The sequence below is a fragment of the Streptomyces sp. NPDC050418 genome (genome assembly GCF_044458745.1).
GTDB lineage: Bacteria > Actinomycetota > Actinomycetes > Streptomycetales > Streptomycetaceae > Streptomyces.
This window is the reverse complement of record NZ_JBITIG010000012.1, coordinates 107,371-124,008: the sequence shown is the minus strand read 5'-3', so window position 1 is coordinate 124,008 and position 16,638 is coordinate 107,371. Positions and strand designations below refer to the sequence as shown.

Sequence of the window (16,638 nt, the reverse complement as noted above, 5' to 3'; positions counted from 1 at the left end):
GCTGGGTACCCTGCAGCGGGGCCGCACCCCCGCCTCGTACCGCAAAAGGAGTTCGATCGTGCTCGTGCTGTTGCCGCCGTCCGAGGGTAAGGCCGACTCGGGCCGTGGCGCCCCGCTCAAGCCCGAGTCGCTCTCCCTGCCGGGCCTCGCCGAGGCGCGCGCGGCCGTGCTCGACGAGCTGGTCGAGCTGTGCGTGACCGACGAGGAGAAGGCACGCGAGGTGCTCGGCCTCAGCGAGGGGCTGCGCGGCGAGATCGCGAAGAACACGGAGCTGCGCGTGGCGGGCGCGCGCCCGGCCGGGGACATCTACACCGGCGTCCTCTACGACGCGCTGGGTCTGGCGACGCTGGACGCGGTGGCCAAGCGGCGCGCGACGAAGGCGCTGCTCGTGTTCTCGGGGCTGTGGGGCGCCGTCCGGATCAACGACCGCATCCCCTCCTACCGCTGCTCGATGGGCGTCAAGCTGCCCGGGCTCGGTGCGCTCGGCGCGTACTGGCGCGGGCCGATGGCCGAGGCGCTGCCCGAGGCGGCGGGCGACGGTCTGGTGCTCGACCTGCGCTCGTCGGCGTACGCGAACGCCTGGAAGCCCAAGGGCGAGCTCGCGGAGCGGACGGCGACCGTGCGGGTGCTGCACGCGCAGATGGTGAACGGTGTCGAGAAGCGCTCGGTCGTCAGCCATTTCAACAAGGCGACCAAGGGCCGTCTCGTACGGGACCTCCTGATGGCCGGCGCCAAGCCTGCCGGGCCGGGTGAGCTGGTGACGGTGCTGCGGGACCTCGGGTACGTGGTCGAGGCGGAGGCTCCGGGGCGGGCGGGGCGGGCCTGGGCGCTCGATGTGGTGGTGACGGAGATTCACTGAAGGGCCACCCTCCCCCGGGTGGTTGCACCCTGCGCAACGCGCTTTGCGCAGAGTGCGGCGGGGCGGCAGGATGAGCGCATGCCTTCCGACTCCGTGCTCGATCTCGCCCCCGTCGTCCCCGTCGTCGTCATCGAGGACCTCGCCGACGCCGTGCCGCTCGCCCAGGCCCTCGTCGCCGGCGGGCTGCCCGCGATCGAGGTCACGCTGCGGACGCCCGTCGCCCTCGACGCGATCCGCGCCATCGCCGAGGCGGTGCCGGACGCGGTGGTCGGCGCGGGCACGGTGATCTCGGCGCGGGGCGTCGAGGAGTCGGTGGCCGCCGGGGCGCGGTTCCTGGTCAGCCCGGGGTGGACGGATGCGCTGCTGGACGCGATGAAGGCGTCCGGGGTGCCGTTCCTGCCGGGGGTCTCGACGACGTCCGAGGTCGTGGCGCTGCTCGAACGCGGGGTGCGCGAGATGAAGTTCTTCCCGGCCGAGGCCGCCGGCGGCACCGCGTATCTGAAGTCCCTCGGCGCGCCGCTCCCCCAGGCCCGCTTCTGCCCGACGGGCGGCATCACCCCCGCCTCCGCACCGAGCTACCTCGCACTGGCCAACGTCGGCTGCGTGGGCGGCAGTTGGATGCTCCCGGCGGACGCCGTCGCCGCCAAGGACTGGGCGCGGGTGGAGAAGCTGGCGCGGGAGGCGGCCGCGCTGCGGTGAGCCGCCCGCGGTGCCGCCTTCGTACTACGGGCGCAGATGGGCCGTGTCGTTGAAGAGCCGCACGCTCGCGTTGCCGTCGCGGTAGTACGCGATGGCGGAGAGCGAGGCCGCCGAGAGCTCCATCCGGAACAGGGACTCGGGCGGGGCGCCCAGGGCGAGACGGACCAGCGTCTTGACCGGGGTGACATGGGTGACGAGCAGGACCGTACGGCCCGCGTACCGCTCGACGAGCCGGTCCCGCGCCTCGGCGACCCGCACGGCCACCTCGGCGAAGGACTCGCCGCCCGGGGGCGCGGTGTCGGGCGAGGCGAGCCAGGCGTCGAGCTCGGCCGGGAAGCGCTCCTTGGCCTCGCCGAAGGTGAGCCCCTCGAAAGCGCCGAAGTCCGTTTCGCGCAGGCCCTCGTCGATGTGGACGTCGAGACCGAGCCGGGCCGCGACGGCCGAGGCGGTCTGGCGGCAGCGGGTCAGCGGTGAGGAGACGACCGCCTCGATCGTGCCGCGCGCGGCGAGGGCCGCGGCGACGCGCTCGGCCTGCGCGAGCCCGATATCGGAGAGCGCGGGATCACTGCCGCCGCTCCCGGAGAACCGCTTCTGGGGCGTGAGCGCCGTCTCACCGTGCCGCAGGAGGACGAGGGTGGCGGGGGCGCCGAGATCGGGGGCGGACCAGCCGGGGGCCGCCGGTGCGCCGGACAGTCCCCTCCCGCCCGGGGGCCGAGCCCCTTTCAGGCTATCGGCCCCCACTGACAACGCCGACGCCACAGCCGCCCCCGGCTCACTCGCAACATTGCGCGCCGCCCGGGCATCCAGCTCCGCCGTCGAACCCGACGGATCCCACTGTTCCCCCCGCTTGCCCGCGTCCATCGCCTCGTTCGCCAGGCGGTCCGCGTGCTTGTTCTCCTCGCGGGGGATCCACTCGTACGTCACCGCATCGGGCGGGAACACCGAGCGGGCCTCGGCCGCGAGCGGCTTCATGTCCGGGTGCTTGATCTTCCAGCGGCCCGACATCTGCTCGACCACGAGCTTGGAGTCCATCCGGACCGCGACCGTGCCCGCCGGGTCCAGGGCGTGGGCCGCACGCAGGCCCGCGATCAGGCCGCGGTACTCGGCCACATTATTGGTCGCGACGCCGATGAACTCGGCGCGCTCCGCGAGCACTTCACCGCTGTCGCCGTCGATGACGACCGCGCCATAGCCCGCGGGCCCCGGGTTGCCCCGGGACCCGCCGTCCGCCTCGACCACAAAGCGCATCGCGAGGAGCCTTTACAGCCCGGACTCCGACGTACGGACGAGAATCCTGCGGCAGTTCTCGCAGCGCACGATCGCGTCGGGCGCCGCGGCCCGCACCTCGTTGAGCTCCGTGATGTTGAGCTCCAGACGGCAGCCCTCGCAGCGGCGCTGGAAGAGACGGGCCGCACCGACGCCGCCCTCCTTCTCGCGCAGCTTGTCGTAGAGCTTCAGGAGATCGGCCGGTACGGAACCGGCGACGACCTCGCGCTCCTTGGTGACCGTGGCCCTCTCGCCGTCGATCTGCTCGAACGCGGCGTCACGGCGGGCCGTGGCGTCGTCGACCTTGCCCTGCACCGAACCGACCCGCTCGGTCAGCTCGCCCACGCGCTCCTGCGCGGACTCGCGGCGCTCCATGACCTCGAGGACCACGTCCTCCAGGTCGCCCTGGCGCTTGGCGAGCGAGGCGATCTCGCGCTGCAGGTTCTCCAGGTCCTTCGGCGAGGTGACCGCGCCGGAGTCCAGGCGCTGCTGGTCGCGGACGGCGCGCTGGCGCACCTGGTCCACGTCCTGCTCGGCCTTGGTCTGCTCGCGGGCGCAGTCGCCCTCCTCGGTCGTCGCGGCGACGAGCAGGTCGCGCAGCTGCGCGTGGTCCTTGGTCAGCGACTCGATCTCGGCGTGCTCGGGCAGCGCCTTGCGCTTGTGCGCGAGCTGCGACAGGCGGACGTCGAGGGCCTGGACGTCGAGGAGTCGGATCTGGTCGGCGGGCGCGGCGTTCAGTTGGGGGCTCCTGCTGTCGTGGTGGTGGTGGCCGCGTGGGCGGTCCAGGGGTCGGTGACCGTCTTCGAGACGTGGACCCGAAGGCCCCAGCCGTGACGGTCCGAGATCTCGTCGAGCTGCGCCGCGGCCAGTTCGCACCAGGGCCACTCGGTGGCCCAGTGCGCGGCGTCGAGCAGCGCGAGCCCGGTCTGCTGCACGGCCTCGGAGGCCGGGTGGTGCCGCAGATCGGCGGTGAGGAAGGCGTCGACGCCCGCCTCGCGTACGTACGGGAAGAGGCTGTCGCCGGAGCCGCCACTGACGGCGGCCGTGGTGATGAGCGTCGCCGGGTCGCCGGCGGCGCGGATGCCCTGCGCGGTGGCGGGCAGGCGCTTGGCCGCGTACGCGGCGAACTCGCTCAGCGGCATGGGGTGCGGCAGTTCGCAGATCCGGCCGAGGCCCCGGCGCCCGGACGGGTCCGACGCATCGGGGACCAGCGGCCGCAGGACGCGCAGGTCGAGGGCGCCGGCAAGGGCGTCGGAGACGCCGGGGTCGGCGGTGTCCGCGTTGGTGTGGGCGACGTGCAGCGCGATGTCGTTCTTGATCAGGTCGTGGACGACGCGGCCCTTGAAGTGGGAGGCCGCGACGGTCGTCGTCCCGCGCAGGTAGAGCGGGTGGTGCGTGACGAGCAGGTCGGCGCCCAGTCCCACGGCCTCGTCGACGATCTCCTGCACGGGGTCGACGGCGAACAGGACCCGTCCCACCTCGGCGTCCGGATCCCCGCAGACCGTACCGACGGCGTCCCAGGACTCGGCGCGGTCCGGGGGCCAGAGGGCGTCGAGGGCGGAGAGGACTTCGGTGAGGCGGGGCACGGCAGCGATGCTACCTGGGGAGCGGCGGTGTCGGCCCCCTGCGGGGAGGACGCCGGCGGGATGGGCGGGGGCTCGGGGCGGAGCACCGTAGAACGGCGGGCGCTCCCCGAAGGGAACGCCCGCCGTCCGGACTCGCTCGGCGCGACCGTTGCTTGACGAGGAGCCGCTACTTGACGAGGTAGCCGCGCAGGTCGTCGAGCACCTCGTGCGCCGCCGTCACGCCGAGGCCCAGGTACCAGGTCTCGTCCGGGACGTCCTTGGCCTGGCCGTTCTTCACCGCGCCGAGCTTCTTCCAGAGCGGGTTGTCCTCGGCGGTGTCGCGCTTGGTCTTGTTGACGTCGCCGTAGACGCCCGTGAAGATCCAGTCCGCGTCGGCGTCGTCGATCTTCTCGGGGCTGATCTCCGTGGCGAGGTCGTTGATCTGCTGGTTCTTCGGGCGCGGGACGCCGACGTCCTCGAGGATCGTGCCGATGAACGAGGCCTTCGCGTAGAGGCGGATGCGGTCCGGCATGTAGCGGAGCATCGTGACGGTCGGCTTCTTGTCGCCGAGCTCCGCGCCGAGGTCCTTCGCCTCCTTCTCGTACGCCGCGATCTTCTCCTCGGCCTCGGCCCGCTTGTCGAGGGCGGTGGCGTTGAGGAGGTAGTTCTCCTTCCAGGTGAAGCCCGGGCGGATGGAGAACACGGTCGGGGCGATCTTCGAGAGCTGCGGGTAGAGCTTCTCCGCGCGCAGCTGCGAGCCGAGGATCAGGTCCGGCTTGAGGCCCGCGATGGCCTCCAGGTTGAGCGAGTTGATGGTGCCGACGTTCTTGGGGCTGCCGGCGGCCTTGCTCAGGTACTCGGGGATGCCGTCGTCGCCCTCGGTGGGGGCGTAGCCGACGGGCTTGATGCCGAGCGAGACGACGTTGTCGAGCTCGCCGACGTCGAGCACCACGACGCGCTTGGGCTGCGCCTTCAGCTCGGTCTTGCCGAGGGCGTGGGTGAGGGTGCGCGGGTACTCGCCGGGCTTGGCGTCCGTGCCCATCTTCGCGGTCTCCTCGGCGGCCTTCGCGAAGTCCTCGCCGCCGGTCGCGACCTTCTTGCTGCCCGAGCCGTTCTCCGACTTCTCCTTGCCGCCGTCCCCGCTGTCGGCGGAGCAGGCGCCCAGGGTCAGCGCGGCGGCTACGGCGAGGGCTGCGGCGGCGGTGCCGCGGCGGCGAAGGGACATCGGCGCTCCAGAAGGCAGGCGTGCGCAGGGGTCATACGCACACAGGTTTTGCTTAGGTAACCCTCACCTTACGCAACCGGTATACCGGGGTGCACACGACCCCCCTCGCCCTCAGGCGAATCAGGACATCGCCACCCTTTGGTGTGAAGCGCGCGGCGGCGCGTCCCACGCCAGCGCGTACGAAAACTAGCTTTCGCTGCGGAGGTGGAGGCTGGATGACGACGATGACGGCGCGTACCACGGAGGACCCCACGGAACGTGGCGGCGGTACGGCGGGTCACGGCGGCGCGCAGGACGCGCCGCGTCCGGGGTTCACGATCGCAGCCGACGGTTCCTATGCCGCGCGTCTCGCCCCGTACGGCGAGGTGTGGTGCCCCGAGCGCTGGAGTCTGGACGGCCCCGAGCCGTACGCGGTGCCGCTCCCGCTCGACCAGCCGGAGGAGCCCGGCACCGAAGTGCTGCCGCTGGCCGACGGGCGGGTGCTCGTGCGCCGCGCCGTGGACGGCCGCCATCTGTTCTCGCTGCTCTACCCGACCGGTCCGGGCACGGGGCAGCTGCAGCTCGGCGCCGTCGAGACGGCCGATCTGACGCTGCTGCCGCCGTCACCCAGCGGCAGTTGCGCCTACGCGCTCGCGCCCGGCGAGCGGTCGAGTTCCGTGTGGCTGGTGGCGGGGGGCGCGTTCGGGCCCGAGCTTGTCGCGCAGGTGCCGGGCCGCTGCTCGGGCGGGGTGTGGCTGGACCGTACGGGCCGGATGCTGGCGCTCGACCGCACGCTGGACGGGCGCACCAGGACGGTCGCCGTCGATCTGGAGCGCGGGGGTGAGGTCTCACCGCTGCTCCAGATCGGCGACGACTCCGACGACCGGCTGCTGCTCGCCGACCCCGGCAGCGGTGTCATCCTCGTCCGCTCCGACGCGCCCGGCCACGAGCGGCTCGGCTGGGGCCAGTTGGGCTCCACACTCCCGGTCCGCTTCCCGGAGGCGCTGTGCCTGGAGGACTGCGTGGTGACACCGCTGGCCCTGCAGCCCGGCCAGATGCTCGCCCCCGAGGCCTGCACGGTGGCGCTCCGGATCGAGGCGGCGGACGGAGCGCCGGGGACGGCGGACGGGGGTTCGTGGCTGGGCGTCTGGTCGCCGCGGCAGCGCCGCACGCAGCTGCTGCCCGCGCCGTACGGGTGGCTCGGCTGCGGCCTGTGGTCCCCGGATCAGGAGCTGCTGCTGCCGTACGTCACCGACGACACCCCGTGCGGCCTGGCCCGCGTCACCCCGCCGCCCCCGGACGAGCCCCGCGTCCTGGAGCCGCTCACGGCGCCGGCCGACGCGGCGGCCCTGGCCCCGGCGGCGCCACGGCCTGTTTCGCTGCAACAGGCGCAGCTCACCGGTCGGTTGGCGGCGCGCTGAGAGGGCCCCGCCCGGCGCCTGCCCGGCGCACGCGAGGGCCGACCGGAACGCAACCCGGTCGGCCCTCCACGTACGAACGATCCGTCTCAGCCGTGCTTGAGACCCAGCACTTCCGACGCCGCGAAGGTCTGACCCGCCGGACGGTCCGCGTACCACCCCGTGAGGCACTCGTCGAGCTCCTCGTACGTGAACGCCTCCTTCGCGGTGTCGAACTTCGCCGCCACCTTGGGCCGTTCGACGATCGCGACGATCCCGCCGTGCACCACGAGCAGCTGCCCGTTGACCTGCGCGGCGGCCGGTGAGGCGAGGTAGCCGACGAGCGGGGCCACGTGCTCGGGCGCCAGCTTGTCGAGCGCGCCGTCCGTCGGCTCCTGGAAGCCGGCGAAGACGTCCTCGGTCATCCGGGTCCTGGCACGCGGGCAGATGGCGTTCGCCGTGACGCCGTACTTGCCGAGCGCGAGCGCGGTCGACGTGGTCAGGCCGACGATGCCGCCCTTCGCGGCGGCGTAGTTGGGCTGGCCCGCCGAGCCCGCGAGGAAGGCCTCGGACGAGGTGTTGACGATCCGCCCGTAGACCGGGCCGCCGGCCGCCTTCGACCGTTCGCGCCAGTGCACGGACGCGAAGTGCGTGGTGTTGAAGTGGCCCTTGAGGTGGACGCGGATCACCGAGTCCCACTCGTCCTCGGACATCGAGAAGACCATGCGGTCGCGCAGGATGCCCGCGTTGTTGACGAGGATGTCCAGCTTGCCGAACTCGTCGACCGCCAACTGCACGAGCTGCCGCGCCTGCTCGTGGTCGGACACGTCACCGAGGTGCGCGACGGCCTGGCCGCCCGCCGCCCGTATCTCGGCCGCGACCTCCTCCGCGGGGGTCGCGGAGGCCTCGCCGGAGCCGTCCCGGCCCGGCTGCCCGTAGTCGTTGACCACGACGCTCGCGCCGAGCCGCGCCAGCTCCAGGGCCTCGGCCCGGCCGAGGCCGCGTCCGGCTCCGGTGACGATCGCGGACAGTCCGGCAAGTGGCTGTGACATCAAGGGTCCTCTCGGATGTGCCTGTGTACCTGGTGCCCGGTCTCAGATCTCGATGCAGGTGCGCAGCGCCACACCGGTGCGCATCTGCTCGATGGCCTCATTGATCTCGCTGAGCTGCACGCGGTGCGTGATCAGCCCTTCGAGGTCGATACGGCCCGCGCGCCACAGGGCGATGGCCCGCTCGTACGAGGCGATCACGTCACCGCCGCCGTACATGGACGGCAGGATCTTCTTCTCGTCGAAGAACAGCTCGAACATGTTGAACTGCAGGAAATCGTCGAGCGCGCCCGCGCCGACCACGATGAGGCTGCCGCCGCGGCGGGTGGTCTCGTACGCCTTGCGGGCGGTCGCGGACTTGCCGACGACCTCGAAGACGTAGTCGAAGCCCTCGCCGCCGGTGACGTTCTGCTTGGCGTCGTCGAGCTCGTCGGGCGAGATCGCCTTGGTGGCGCCGAACTTGAGGGCGGCCTCGCGCCGCGACTCCACCGGGTCCACGGCCACGATCTCGGCGGCGCCCTTGAGCTTGGCGCCCTGGATCGCGGAGATGCCGACGCCGCCGCAGCCGATGACGGCGACCGACGAACCGGCTTCCACATTGGCGGTGTTGAGGGCGGCGCCGAGGCCGGTGGTGACACCGCAGCCGATGAGCGCGGCCACATCGAAGGGCACGTCGTCGGGGATCGGCACGGCGCAGCCCGCGGCGACGACGGTCTCCTCGGCGAAGGTGCCGGTGCCCGCGAAGCCGAAGACATCGCCGCCGGCCCGCTTGTAGTTGGGCACGCCCGCGTTCATGAACCCGGCCAGACACAGCTGCGTCTGGCCTCGCTTGCACGACGGGCACTCCCCGCACGCGGGCAGCCAGCACACCAGGACGCGGTCGCCGGGCTTGACGTGGGTGACGCCCTCGCCGACCTCGAGGATCTCGCCGGCGCCCTCGTGCCCCGGGATGAACGGTCCGGGCTGGGGCAGCACACCGCTCATCGCGGACAGGTCCGAGTGGCACAGGCCGGTGGCCCGCATCCGGATCTTCACCTTGCCGGGGCCGAAGCCGGTGGTCTCGAAGTCGTCGAGCACTTCCAGCTTGTCCTGGCCGATCTCGTGCAGTACGGCTGCGCGCATGGTGCGGCTCCTTGTCGGATGCGGTGCGGGAAGAGGAGGTGGAACAGGGTTCAGGAGTGCTCGACCACGGTGTCGGCCAGCACGGGAGCGTCGTCGCGTTCGGCCGCTGTCACCGACACCTGCGCCTTGCCGTCCGCGAGCTGCCAGATGCGGATACGGAGGGTCTCGCCGGGGAAGACGACGCCGGCAAAGCGGGTGGTGTACGAGCGGACGCGGGTGACGTCCCCGTCGAGGAGGCTGTCGACGACGGCCTTCAGGGTCATCCCGTACGAGCACAGGCCGTGCAGGATCGGCTTGTCGAAGCCGGCCAGCTTGGCGAACTCGGGGTCGGCGTGCAGCGGGTTCCAGTCGCCGGACAGGCGGTAGAGCAGGGCCTGGTCCTCGCGGATGGTCTTCTCGACGGTCTTGTCGGGGGCGCGGTCGGGCAGGTCGAGGCGGTTGGAGGGGCCGCGTTCGCCGCCGAAGCCGCCCTCGCCGCGGACGAAGATCTGGGTGTCGCAGGTCCACAGCGGGCCCTCGTCGTCGGACACGTCGGAGCGCATCACGATCACGGCGGCCTTGCCCTTGTCGTACACGGCCGGGATCGTCGAGGTCTGGACCGCCTTGCCCTGGACGGGGATCGGGCGGTGCAGGGTGACGGTCTGGCCGCCGTGCAGGACGGCCGCGAGGTTGACGTCGATGCCGGGCGCCGAGAGTCCGCCCGCGGCGGCCATGCCGCCGCCGGCCACCGTGGCGAAGCTCGGCAGGACCTGCAGCTTGGATTCGAGGGTGTAGCGCAGCTCGTCGGGGTCGGTCGCCGGGACTCCCGCGCCGAGACCCAGGTGGTAGAGCTGGATGTCCTTGTGGTCCCAGGTCAGGTCGGTGCTGCGCGGCTCGGCGGAGACGGCCTTTGCGGCATCAATGGGCATGGGGACGCTGCTCCTTGGGTCGTTCATGTGCGTGAGCTGTGCGGATCACGCACGTGGAAGACCTCGGTGCGGCCGTCCGCACCGTCGGCCGCACCGAGGTCGCATCGGACCGGCCGCGAGGCGTTCCGACCGGGTCCGGAAGGGCCCGTTCTAGAACGCGTTCTAGCCGGTGATCCCCATGTATAACGCAGCCCCTGACAGTTGGGAAGGGTTCCGGCGGCAAGTTCTGACGCCACGTCAGATGACTGGCCGGGAACGCCGACCACGCGCGGGCCGCACTGTCATACCGCCACCCATGACATTTGTCCTACGGAGGTCCTGACAGGAGGTTCTACTGGGCCGACCCCCCTGCTCCGTACGGTCGTTCCATGACAACGACCCCGCAAGCCGTGGACCTGAACCAGGTGGTCAGGGCCTTCCCCGCCGTCCGTGCCGTGGACGGTGTCGACCTCGGCATCGCGCGCGGCGAGACCGTCGCGCTGCTCGGCCGCAACGGCGCAGGCAAGTCCACGACGATCTCGCTGCTGCTCGGCCTCGACGAGCCCGACGAGGGCTCGGTCAGGCTGTTCGGCATGAGCCCCGAGCGCGCCGTGCGCCAGGGCATGGTGGGCGCGATGCTGCAGGACGGCCGGCCCATCCCGCGGGTCACGGTGCGCGAGCTCGTCACCTTCGTGGGCCGCACCTACCCGGACCCGATGCCGGTCGCCGAGGCGCTCGCGCTCGCCGATCTGAACGAGGTCGCCGACCGCCGCGTCGACAAGCTCTCGGGCGGTCAGATCCAGCGGGTACGGTTCGCCCTCGCGCTCGCCGGCAACCCCGGCCTGATCGTGCTCGACGAGCCGACCGCCGCCCTGGACGTGGAGGCGCGCCGCTTGTTCTGGGAGGCGATGCGGGGCTACGCGCGGCGCGGCAACACGGTTCTCTTCTCGACGCATTACCTCCAGGAGGCCGACGCCAACGCGGACCGGATCGTGGTCATCGACCGCGGCCGGATCGTCGCGGACGGCTCGGCCGACGACCTCAAGCGGATGGCCGGCGGCACGCTCGTCTCGTTCGACCTGGCCGGGCAGGGCTCCGGCCGGCTGGGCGGCCTGCCGGGTGTCACGGCCGTGGAGATCCGCGGCGACCGCGCGAGCCTGCGCAGCGACGACTCGGACGCGACCGTGATCGCCCTGGCCGGGCAGGGGGCGATCCGGGGCCTCCGGGTCGAGCCGACCTCCCTGGAGACCGCGTTCCTCGACCTGACCACCGGCCGGGACGACAACCCCTCCCAGCCGACCGACGTGATGGAGTCCGTGTGATGCTGCTCGACTACCTGCGCCTCGAGATCCGCCGCACCCTGCGCGACACCGGCTTCGTCGTCCTCGGCATCGGCATGCCCGTCATGATGTACCTGCTCTTCACGAACCTCGGCATGGCCGGTGACGAGGCCGCCGCGTACAAGGTCTCGGCCATGGTCGGCATGGCGGCCTACGGTGCGCTCGGCGCCGCGCTCGCCACCGGCGGCGCCGTGGCCGAGGACCGCTCGGCCGGCTGGCTGCGCCAGTTGCGCGTCACGCCGCTCACCCCGCGCCAGGCCGTGACGGGCCGCGCGCTGAGCGGTTCGGTGACGGTCCTTCCCGCGATCACCGCCGTGCTGCTCGCGGGCGCCCTCGTCAATGGCGTGCGGATGGACGCCTGGCAGTGGATCGCGCTCGTCCTGCTCCTGTGGCTCGGAGCCCTGCCGTTCACCCTGCTCGGCCTCGGCAACGGCTACCGGCTCAGCACCCAGGTCACCGGTGTGGCGAACATGATCTGCAACATGGGTCTCGCGGTCATCGGCGGCCTGTGGTTCCCGGCCGACCTCTTCCCCGCCTGGCTGCGCGCCGTGTCCGACTACACGCCCGCGCACAGCTTCGCCGACCTCGGCTGGGCAACCACGGAGGGCACCGCCCCCGGTCTCACCACCGTCGCCGTACTGCTCGGCTGGCTGCTCCTGTTCGGTACGTATGCCGCCCGTTCCTATCGTCGTTCGGCCCGGACGGTGTGACGATGGCCCCCGTGACGACCTCGGAGAGCATCCGCCGCGCGCCCCGCAGGAGCAGGCAGCGGCGGCCCGGTCCGCGCAGCGCCTACGCGTTCCTGCCGTGGCTGCTCCTGGGTATGGGGGCACTGTCGAACGTCGTGCGGGGCGAGACGCCGAACCCGTGGGTGGGCGGCATCGGGCTCCTGGTCTTCAACTCCCTTTACGTCTCGGTGGTGTTGCAGGCCTTCGACCCCCGTGCGCGCGACACCTGGTGGACGTACGCGGCGCTCTCGGGGATGGCGGCGGTGACGTACGGACTGGCGATCGGGTACGGGGGTCCGTGGCTCGCGCTGTTCCCCCTCCTGTCCCTCGCGGTCGGCACGTCGCTGCGGGGGCGGCGGCTCGCCTGGACCGTCGGGGTGCTCACCTGCTCGGCGGCGCTCACCGGGGCGTGGCGGGACACGGACGCCTGGTCGGCGGTGACCAGCGGCTACGGCACGCTGCTCTCCGGTCTTGTCACGGCCGCGATCCTCGCGCTCTCGGAGAAGGTCCTCGAACTGCGCGAGACCCGCGAGGAGTTGGCGCGTACCGCCGTCGACCAGGAGCGGCTGCGCTTCTCGCGCGATCTGCACGATCTGCTCGGGCACACCATGTCGCTGATCGTGGTGAAGTCGGAGGCAGCGCGGCGGCTCGCGGCCGTGGACCTCGACAAGGCGCTGGCCCAGATCACCGACATCGAGACGGTGGGCCGGCAGGCGCTCACCGAGATCCGCGAGGCCGTCACGGGCTACCGCGAGTCGAGCCTGACCGCCGAACTCGACCGCGCCCGCGACACGTTGTCCTCCGCGGGCGTCGAGCCGGTGGTCCGCCAGTCGGGGCCGCCGCCCGCGCCGGTGACGGGCGCGCTGCTCGCCTGGGTGGTCCGCGAGGCGGTCACCAACGTCGTACGGCACTCGGGCGCCACCACCTGCCGGATCGACCTCGCGGGCACGGCGGACTCCACCCGCCTCACGGTCACCGACAACGGGCGGGGCGAGGGCGCCGGTTCGCCCGGCAGCGGGCTGCGGGGGTTGAAGGAGCGGCTGGCGCAGGCGGGCGGCAGCCTGGAGTCGGGGCCGGAGGAAAAGGGCGGCTTCCGCGTCGTGGTGACGCTGCCCGCCGACGCGGGCGCCGCGCAACAGTCGGTGGGATGACGGGGATCGCGGCCCTCACGGGCCTATGATGCGACCCCGGACCGCCACCTGCTTCGGAGTGGACGCATGACGGATGCGAGCACCGGCAAAGTCGTCGTGAACAGGGTGATGTCCCTGGACGGGTTCATCGCCGGACCCGGCGACGCGATGGACTGGGTCTTCGAGCACATGACGTCGGCGACGTTCCCCGAGGTCATGGCGGCCACCGGCGCCATGCTGATCGGCCGGCGCACGTACGAGGTCGGCAAGCGCATGGCCGCGGAGGGACCCGCGACGCCCGACTACGAGGGCGGGGCGCAGTTCGTCCTCACGCACCGGCCGCCCGACGAGCCGGACCCGAACGTCACCTTCCTCAGCTGCGGCGTCGAGGAGGCCGTGGCCACGGCGCGGGCCGCCGCGGGCGGGAAGAGCCTGGAGATCCTCGGCGGCGACCTGGCCGCCCAGTGCCTGCGGCACGGCCTCGTCGACGAGATCCTTGTGTACGTGCTGCCGGTGCTGCTCGGCGACGGCATCCGCTTCGCGCCGCCGGGCCTCGACCGCGTCGACCTGGAGCCGTACAGCACCGTCCACTCGGGCGGGGTCACGATGCTGCGGTTCCGCGTCCGCAAGTAGCGGCCGCGCCCAAGGGCTCTACGCCGCCTTCGCGGCCTGCTTCTCCGCGTTCGGTATCCACAGCAGCACGAGCACCACTCCCCCGAGCAGGATCAGCCCGCTCGTACGGAACGCGGCCGCGTAGCCGTCCGTCAGCGCCACCGGGTCCGATCCGCCGCCGGACTGCGCGGCGGCGATCGTCGACAGGATCGACAGACCCAGTGCCCCGCCCATCGTGCGCGAGGTGTTGATCAGACCCGACACCAGACCGGCCTCGGAGGGCGCGGCTCCCGAGGTGGCGAGGGACGCGAGCGGGGTCATGGCCAGGCCCGCGCCCAGCATCATCAGGATGCCGGGAAGCAGGATCGAGGTGACGTACGCGCCGTCGGGTGTCATCGTCGCCTGCTGGATTCCGTAGCCCGACGCGGCGGTCAGGATGCCGATGACGGTGACGTTCTTCGCCCCGATCCGCCGCATCAGGCCGGGCGCGATCTTCGAGCCGAGCATCACGGTCAACGACGAGGGGATCAGGGCCAGTCCGGCCTCGATGGCGGAGTAGCCGAGCACGTTCTGCGCGTACACCGTCATGAAGAACCACATCGCGAAGCTGGCCGCGCCGCACACCATCATCACGGCGTTGGCGGCGGCGACCGAGCGCAGCCGGAACAGTCCGAGCGGCATGAGCGGTGCCTTGGTGCGCGCCTCGACGAGCAGGAACGCGGCGATGAGGAGGAGTCCCGCGGCCAGCGGGACCAGGGTCGCGGGCGCCGTCCAGCCCTCGACCTCGGTCTGCACGATGCCGTACGCGAGGGTCGCCAGGCCCGCCGTGACCAGGACCGCGCCCGGCAGGTCGAGCCGCCGCCGCTCGCCGCCGCGGCTCTCGCTCAGCCAGAAGACGGCGGCGGCCAGGACGACCACGCCGATCGGCACGTTGATGAGCAGCACCCAGCGCCACGACAGGAGATCGGTGAGCACCCCGCCGACGAGTCCGCCCGCCGCGCCACCGCCGGCGCCGACGGCGGTCCAGGTGCCGATGGCCCGTACGCGCGCGGGCCCTTCGGGCACGGCCGAGGTGAGCAGCGTCAGGGTGGACGGCGCGAGCACCGCGGCACCGAGCCCCTGGACGGCGCGGGCGGCGAGGAGCTGCCAGCTCTCCTGCGCGAGGCCGCCGGCCAGCGAGGCGGCGGTGAACAGCGCGAGCCCCACGAGGAACATCCGCTTGCGCCCGAAGAGATCCCCGGCCCGTCCGCCGAGCAGCATGAACCCGGCGAAGGCGATCGAGTACGCGTTGACCACCCATTGCAGCCCCAGCGCGCTGAGCCCGAGATCGGACCGCATCGACGGGAGCGCGGTGTTCACCACGGACACGTCGAGCACGACGAGGAACTGTCCCGCACAGGCGGTGAGCACCACGGCCCAGGTGGGAATGGAGCGGGTCCTGGGCGGGCGGGAGGCGAGCGCGGTTTCGGTGGGTATCGGGGGCATGCGGGCCATGCTCTCAGGCGACGGACGGCGGGTGCATCGGGGTTTCGATGCACCCGCCATCGGTCTTGGGGACTAGGACTCGCGTGTGCGGCCGGGCGCCGCGTCGCCTACTTGCGCAGCAGTGTGACGACGGCCGCGCCCCCCAGTCCGATGTTGTGCGCAAGGCCGACGCGGGCCCCGTCCACCTGACGGGCGCCCGCCTCCCCGCGCAGCTGCCACGACAGCTCCGCGACCTGCGCGAGCCCGGTCGCGCCCAGCGGGTGGCCCTTGGAGATGAGGCCGCCCGACGGGTTCACGACCCACTTGCCGCCGTAGGTCGTCGCGCCGGACTCGACGAGCTTCCCGGACTCGCCCTCGCCGCACATGCCGAGCGCCTCGTACGTGAGGAGTTCGTTGACGGAGAAGCAGTCGTGGAGCTCGATGACGTCGACGTCGTCGATGCCGAGTCCGGCCTGCTCGAAGACCTGGCGTCCCGCCGCCGCCGACATCGGCTTGCCGACGACGTCGATGCACGAGCCGGACGCGAAGGACTCCTCGGTGTCGGTCGTCATCGTCTGCGCGACGATCTCGACGGCCTTGTCCTCCAGGCCGTGCCGTTCCACGAACCGCTCCGACACGACGACCGCGGCGGCCGACCCGTCCGAGGTGGGCGAGCACTGCAGCTTCGTCAGCGGCCGGTGGATGGACTTCGCGGCGAGGATCTCGTCGACGGTGTAGACGTCCTGGAACTGCGCGTACGGATTGTTCGCCGAGTGCCGGTGGTTCTTCGCGCCGACCGCCGCGAGCTGCGCCTCGGTCGTCCCGTACAGCTCCATGTGCTCGCGGGCCGCGTCGCCGAAGATCTGGGCGGTGGGCGGGGACATCTCGAAGCCGTGCTTGGCGGCCATGATCCCGTAGTGGCGCGCGACGGGCGAGGTCTTGAAGTCGCCGCCGTCGGCGCCGCCGCCGAGCGCGCCCTTCTTCATCTTCTCGAAGCCGAGCGCGAGCACACAGTCGTTGAGCCCGCCGGCCACGAACTGCCGGGCCATCATCAACGCGGTGGACGCGGTCGCGCAGTTGTTGTTGACGTTGTAGACGGGAACACCCGAGAGCCCTATTTCGTACGCGGCCCGCTGACCGGCCGTCGAAGCCTGGAAGCAGTAGCCGACCGGCACCTGCTCCACGAGATCGTACGAAATCCCCGCGTCCTCCAGGGCTTTCGTACCGGCCTCCTTCGCCATGTCCCAGTACTGCCAGTCCCGGCTCTCGGGCTTTTCGAACTTCGTCATTCCGACGCCGACGATGTACGTCTTCAT

General features: G+C 72.0%; 16 protein-coding genes. 7 read left to right on the top strand and 9 right to left on the bottom strand.

The window, feature by feature from the left end; translation table 11 throughout:
* Positions 1–58: 58 nt before the first annotated feature.
* Both yaaA and ACIBI4_RS27595 read left to right on the top strand, forming a co-directional pair.
* Complete coding sequence (yaaA, locus tag ACIBI4_RS27600; RefSeq protein WP_399206773.1) at positions 59–859, top strand: peroxide stress protein YaaA; 801 nt, start codon at positions 59–61, stop codon at positions 857–859.
* Between the two features lie 78 nt (positions 860–937).
* A complete protein-coding gene (locus tag ACIBI4_RS27595) occupies positions 938–1,558 on the top strand; it encodes a bifunctional 4-hydroxy-2-oxoglutarate aldolase/2-dehydro-3-deoxy-phosphogluconate aldolase (RefSeq protein ID WP_399206772.1) in 621 nt (206 codons plus the stop codon).
* A gap of 24 nt (positions 1,559–1,582) precedes the next feature.
* On the opposite strand, the gene ACIBI4_RS27590 is transcribed toward ACIBI4_RS27595, so the two are convergent.
* The 4 genes from ACIBI4_RS27590 to ACIBI4_RS27575 form a co-directional block, all read right to left on the bottom strand.
* Positions 1,583–2,806 (bottom strand): bifunctional RNase H/acid phosphatase, encoded by a 1,224-nt coding sequence (locus ACIBI4_RS27590; RefSeq protein ID WP_399206771.1) that lies wholly within the window; start codon positions 2,804–2,806, stop codon positions 1,583–1,585.
* Positions 2,807–2,818: 12 nt separating this feature from the next.
* Complete coding sequence (locus ACIBI4_RS27585; protein WP_399206926.1) at positions 2,819–3,562, bottom strand: zinc ribbon domain-containing protein; 744 nt, start codon at positions 3,560–3,562, stop codon at positions 2,819–2,821.
* Entirely contained in the window at positions 3,559–4,410 is an 852-nt protein-coding gene (locus tag ACIBI4_RS27580; RefSeq protein WP_399206770.1) for a Nif3-like dinuclear metal center hexameric protein, read from the bottom strand. The genes ACIBI4_RS27585 and ACIBI4_RS27580 overlap by 4 nt, the downstream gene beginning before the upstream one ends.
* Positions 4,411–4,576: 166 nt before the next feature.
* Positions 4,577–5,614 carry an ABC transporter substrate-binding protein gene (locus ACIBI4_RS27575; protein ID WP_399206769.1) on the bottom strand — a complete coding sequence of 346 codons (1,038 nt, stop codon included), beginning with the start codon at positions 5,612–5,614 and terminating at the stop codon, positions 4,577–4,579.
* Positions 5,615–5,829: 215 nt separating this feature from the next.
* Here ACIBI4_RS27575 and ACIBI4_RS27570 point away from each other — a divergent pair, with 215 nt between their 5' ends.
* A complete protein-coding gene (locus ACIBI4_RS27570) occupies positions 5,830–7,014 on the top strand; it encodes a hypothetical protein (RefSeq protein WP_399206768.1) in 1,185 nt (394 codons plus the stop codon).
* 86 nt (positions 7,015–7,100) lie between these two features.
* Here the strand turns inward: ACIBI4_RS27570 and ACIBI4_RS27565 are convergent, their stop codons facing one another.
* Genes ACIBI4_RS27565 through ACIBI4_RS27555 form a run of 3 tightly spaced genes read right to left on the bottom strand, consistent with a single transcriptional unit; the run spans position 7,101 to position 10,069 of the window.
* Entirely contained in the window at positions 7,101–8,042 is a 942-nt protein-coding gene (locus ACIBI4_RS27565) for a 3-oxoacyl-ACP reductase (protein WP_399206767.1), read from the bottom strand.
* Positions 8,043–8,084: 42 nt separating this feature from the next.
* Positions 8,085–9,161 (bottom strand): Zn-dependent alcohol dehydrogenase, encoded by a 1,077-nt coding sequence (locus ACIBI4_RS27560; RefSeq protein WP_399206766.1) that lies wholly within the window; start codon positions 9,159–9,161, stop codon positions 8,085–8,087.
* A 50-nt stretch (positions 9,162–9,211) separates the two neighbouring features.
* Positions 9,212–10,069, bottom strand: a complete 858-nt coding sequence (locus tag ACIBI4_RS27555; RefSeq protein ID WP_399206765.1) for a MaoC/PaaZ C-terminal domain-containing protein — start codon at positions 10,067–10,069, stop codon at positions 9,212–9,214.
* Positions 10,070–10,437: 368 nt separating this feature from the next.
* On the opposite strand from ACIBI4_RS27555, the gene ACIBI4_RS27550 reads away from it, so the two are divergent.
* The 4 genes from ACIBI4_RS27550 to ACIBI4_RS27535 all read left to right on the top strand — a co-directional run bounded on the left by ACIBI4_RS27550 (position 10,438) and on the right by ACIBI4_RS27535 (position 13,879).
* Positions 10,438–11,370, top strand: coding sequence for an ATP-binding cassette domain-containing protein (locus ACIBI4_RS27550; protein WP_399206764.1), 933 nt, complete (start codon positions 10,438–10,440; stop codon positions 11,368–11,370).
* 2 nt (positions 11,371–11,372) lie between these two features.
* Positions 11,373–12,098: an ABC transporter permease gene (locus ACIBI4_RS27545; protein WP_399206925.1), complete on the top strand. Its 726-nt coding sequence runs from the start codon at positions 11,373–11,375 to the stop codon at positions 12,096–12,098.
* Between the two features lie 2 nt (positions 12,099–12,100).
* On the top strand, positions 12,101–13,267 hold the full coding sequence (locus ACIBI4_RS27540; RefSeq protein WP_399206763.1) for a sensor histidine kinase: 1,167 nt from the start codon (positions 12,101–12,103) through the stop codon (positions 13,265–13,267).
* A gap of 66 nt (positions 13,268–13,333) precedes the next feature.
* Entirely contained in the window at positions 13,334–13,879 is a 546-nt protein-coding gene (locus tag ACIBI4_RS27535; protein ID WP_399206762.1) for a dihydrofolate reductase family protein, read from the top strand.
* A gap of 18 nt (positions 13,880–13,897) precedes the next feature.
* On the opposite strand, the gene ACIBI4_RS27530 is transcribed toward ACIBI4_RS27535, so the two are convergent.
* Together ACIBI4_RS27530 and ACIBI4_RS27525 are read right to left on the bottom strand one after the other, a co-directional pair.
* Positions 13,898–15,343, bottom strand: a complete 1,446-nt coding sequence (locus tag ACIBI4_RS27530; protein WP_399206761.1) for an MFS transporter — start codon at positions 15,341–15,343, stop codon at positions 13,898–13,900.
* A 107-nt stretch (positions 15,344–15,450) separates the two neighbouring features.
* Positions 15,451–16,638 carry a lipid-transfer protein gene (locus tag ACIBI4_RS27525; protein WP_399206760.1) on the bottom strand — a complete coding sequence of 396 codons (1,188 nt, stop codon included), beginning with the start codon at positions 16,636–16,638 and terminating at the stop codon, positions 15,451–15,453.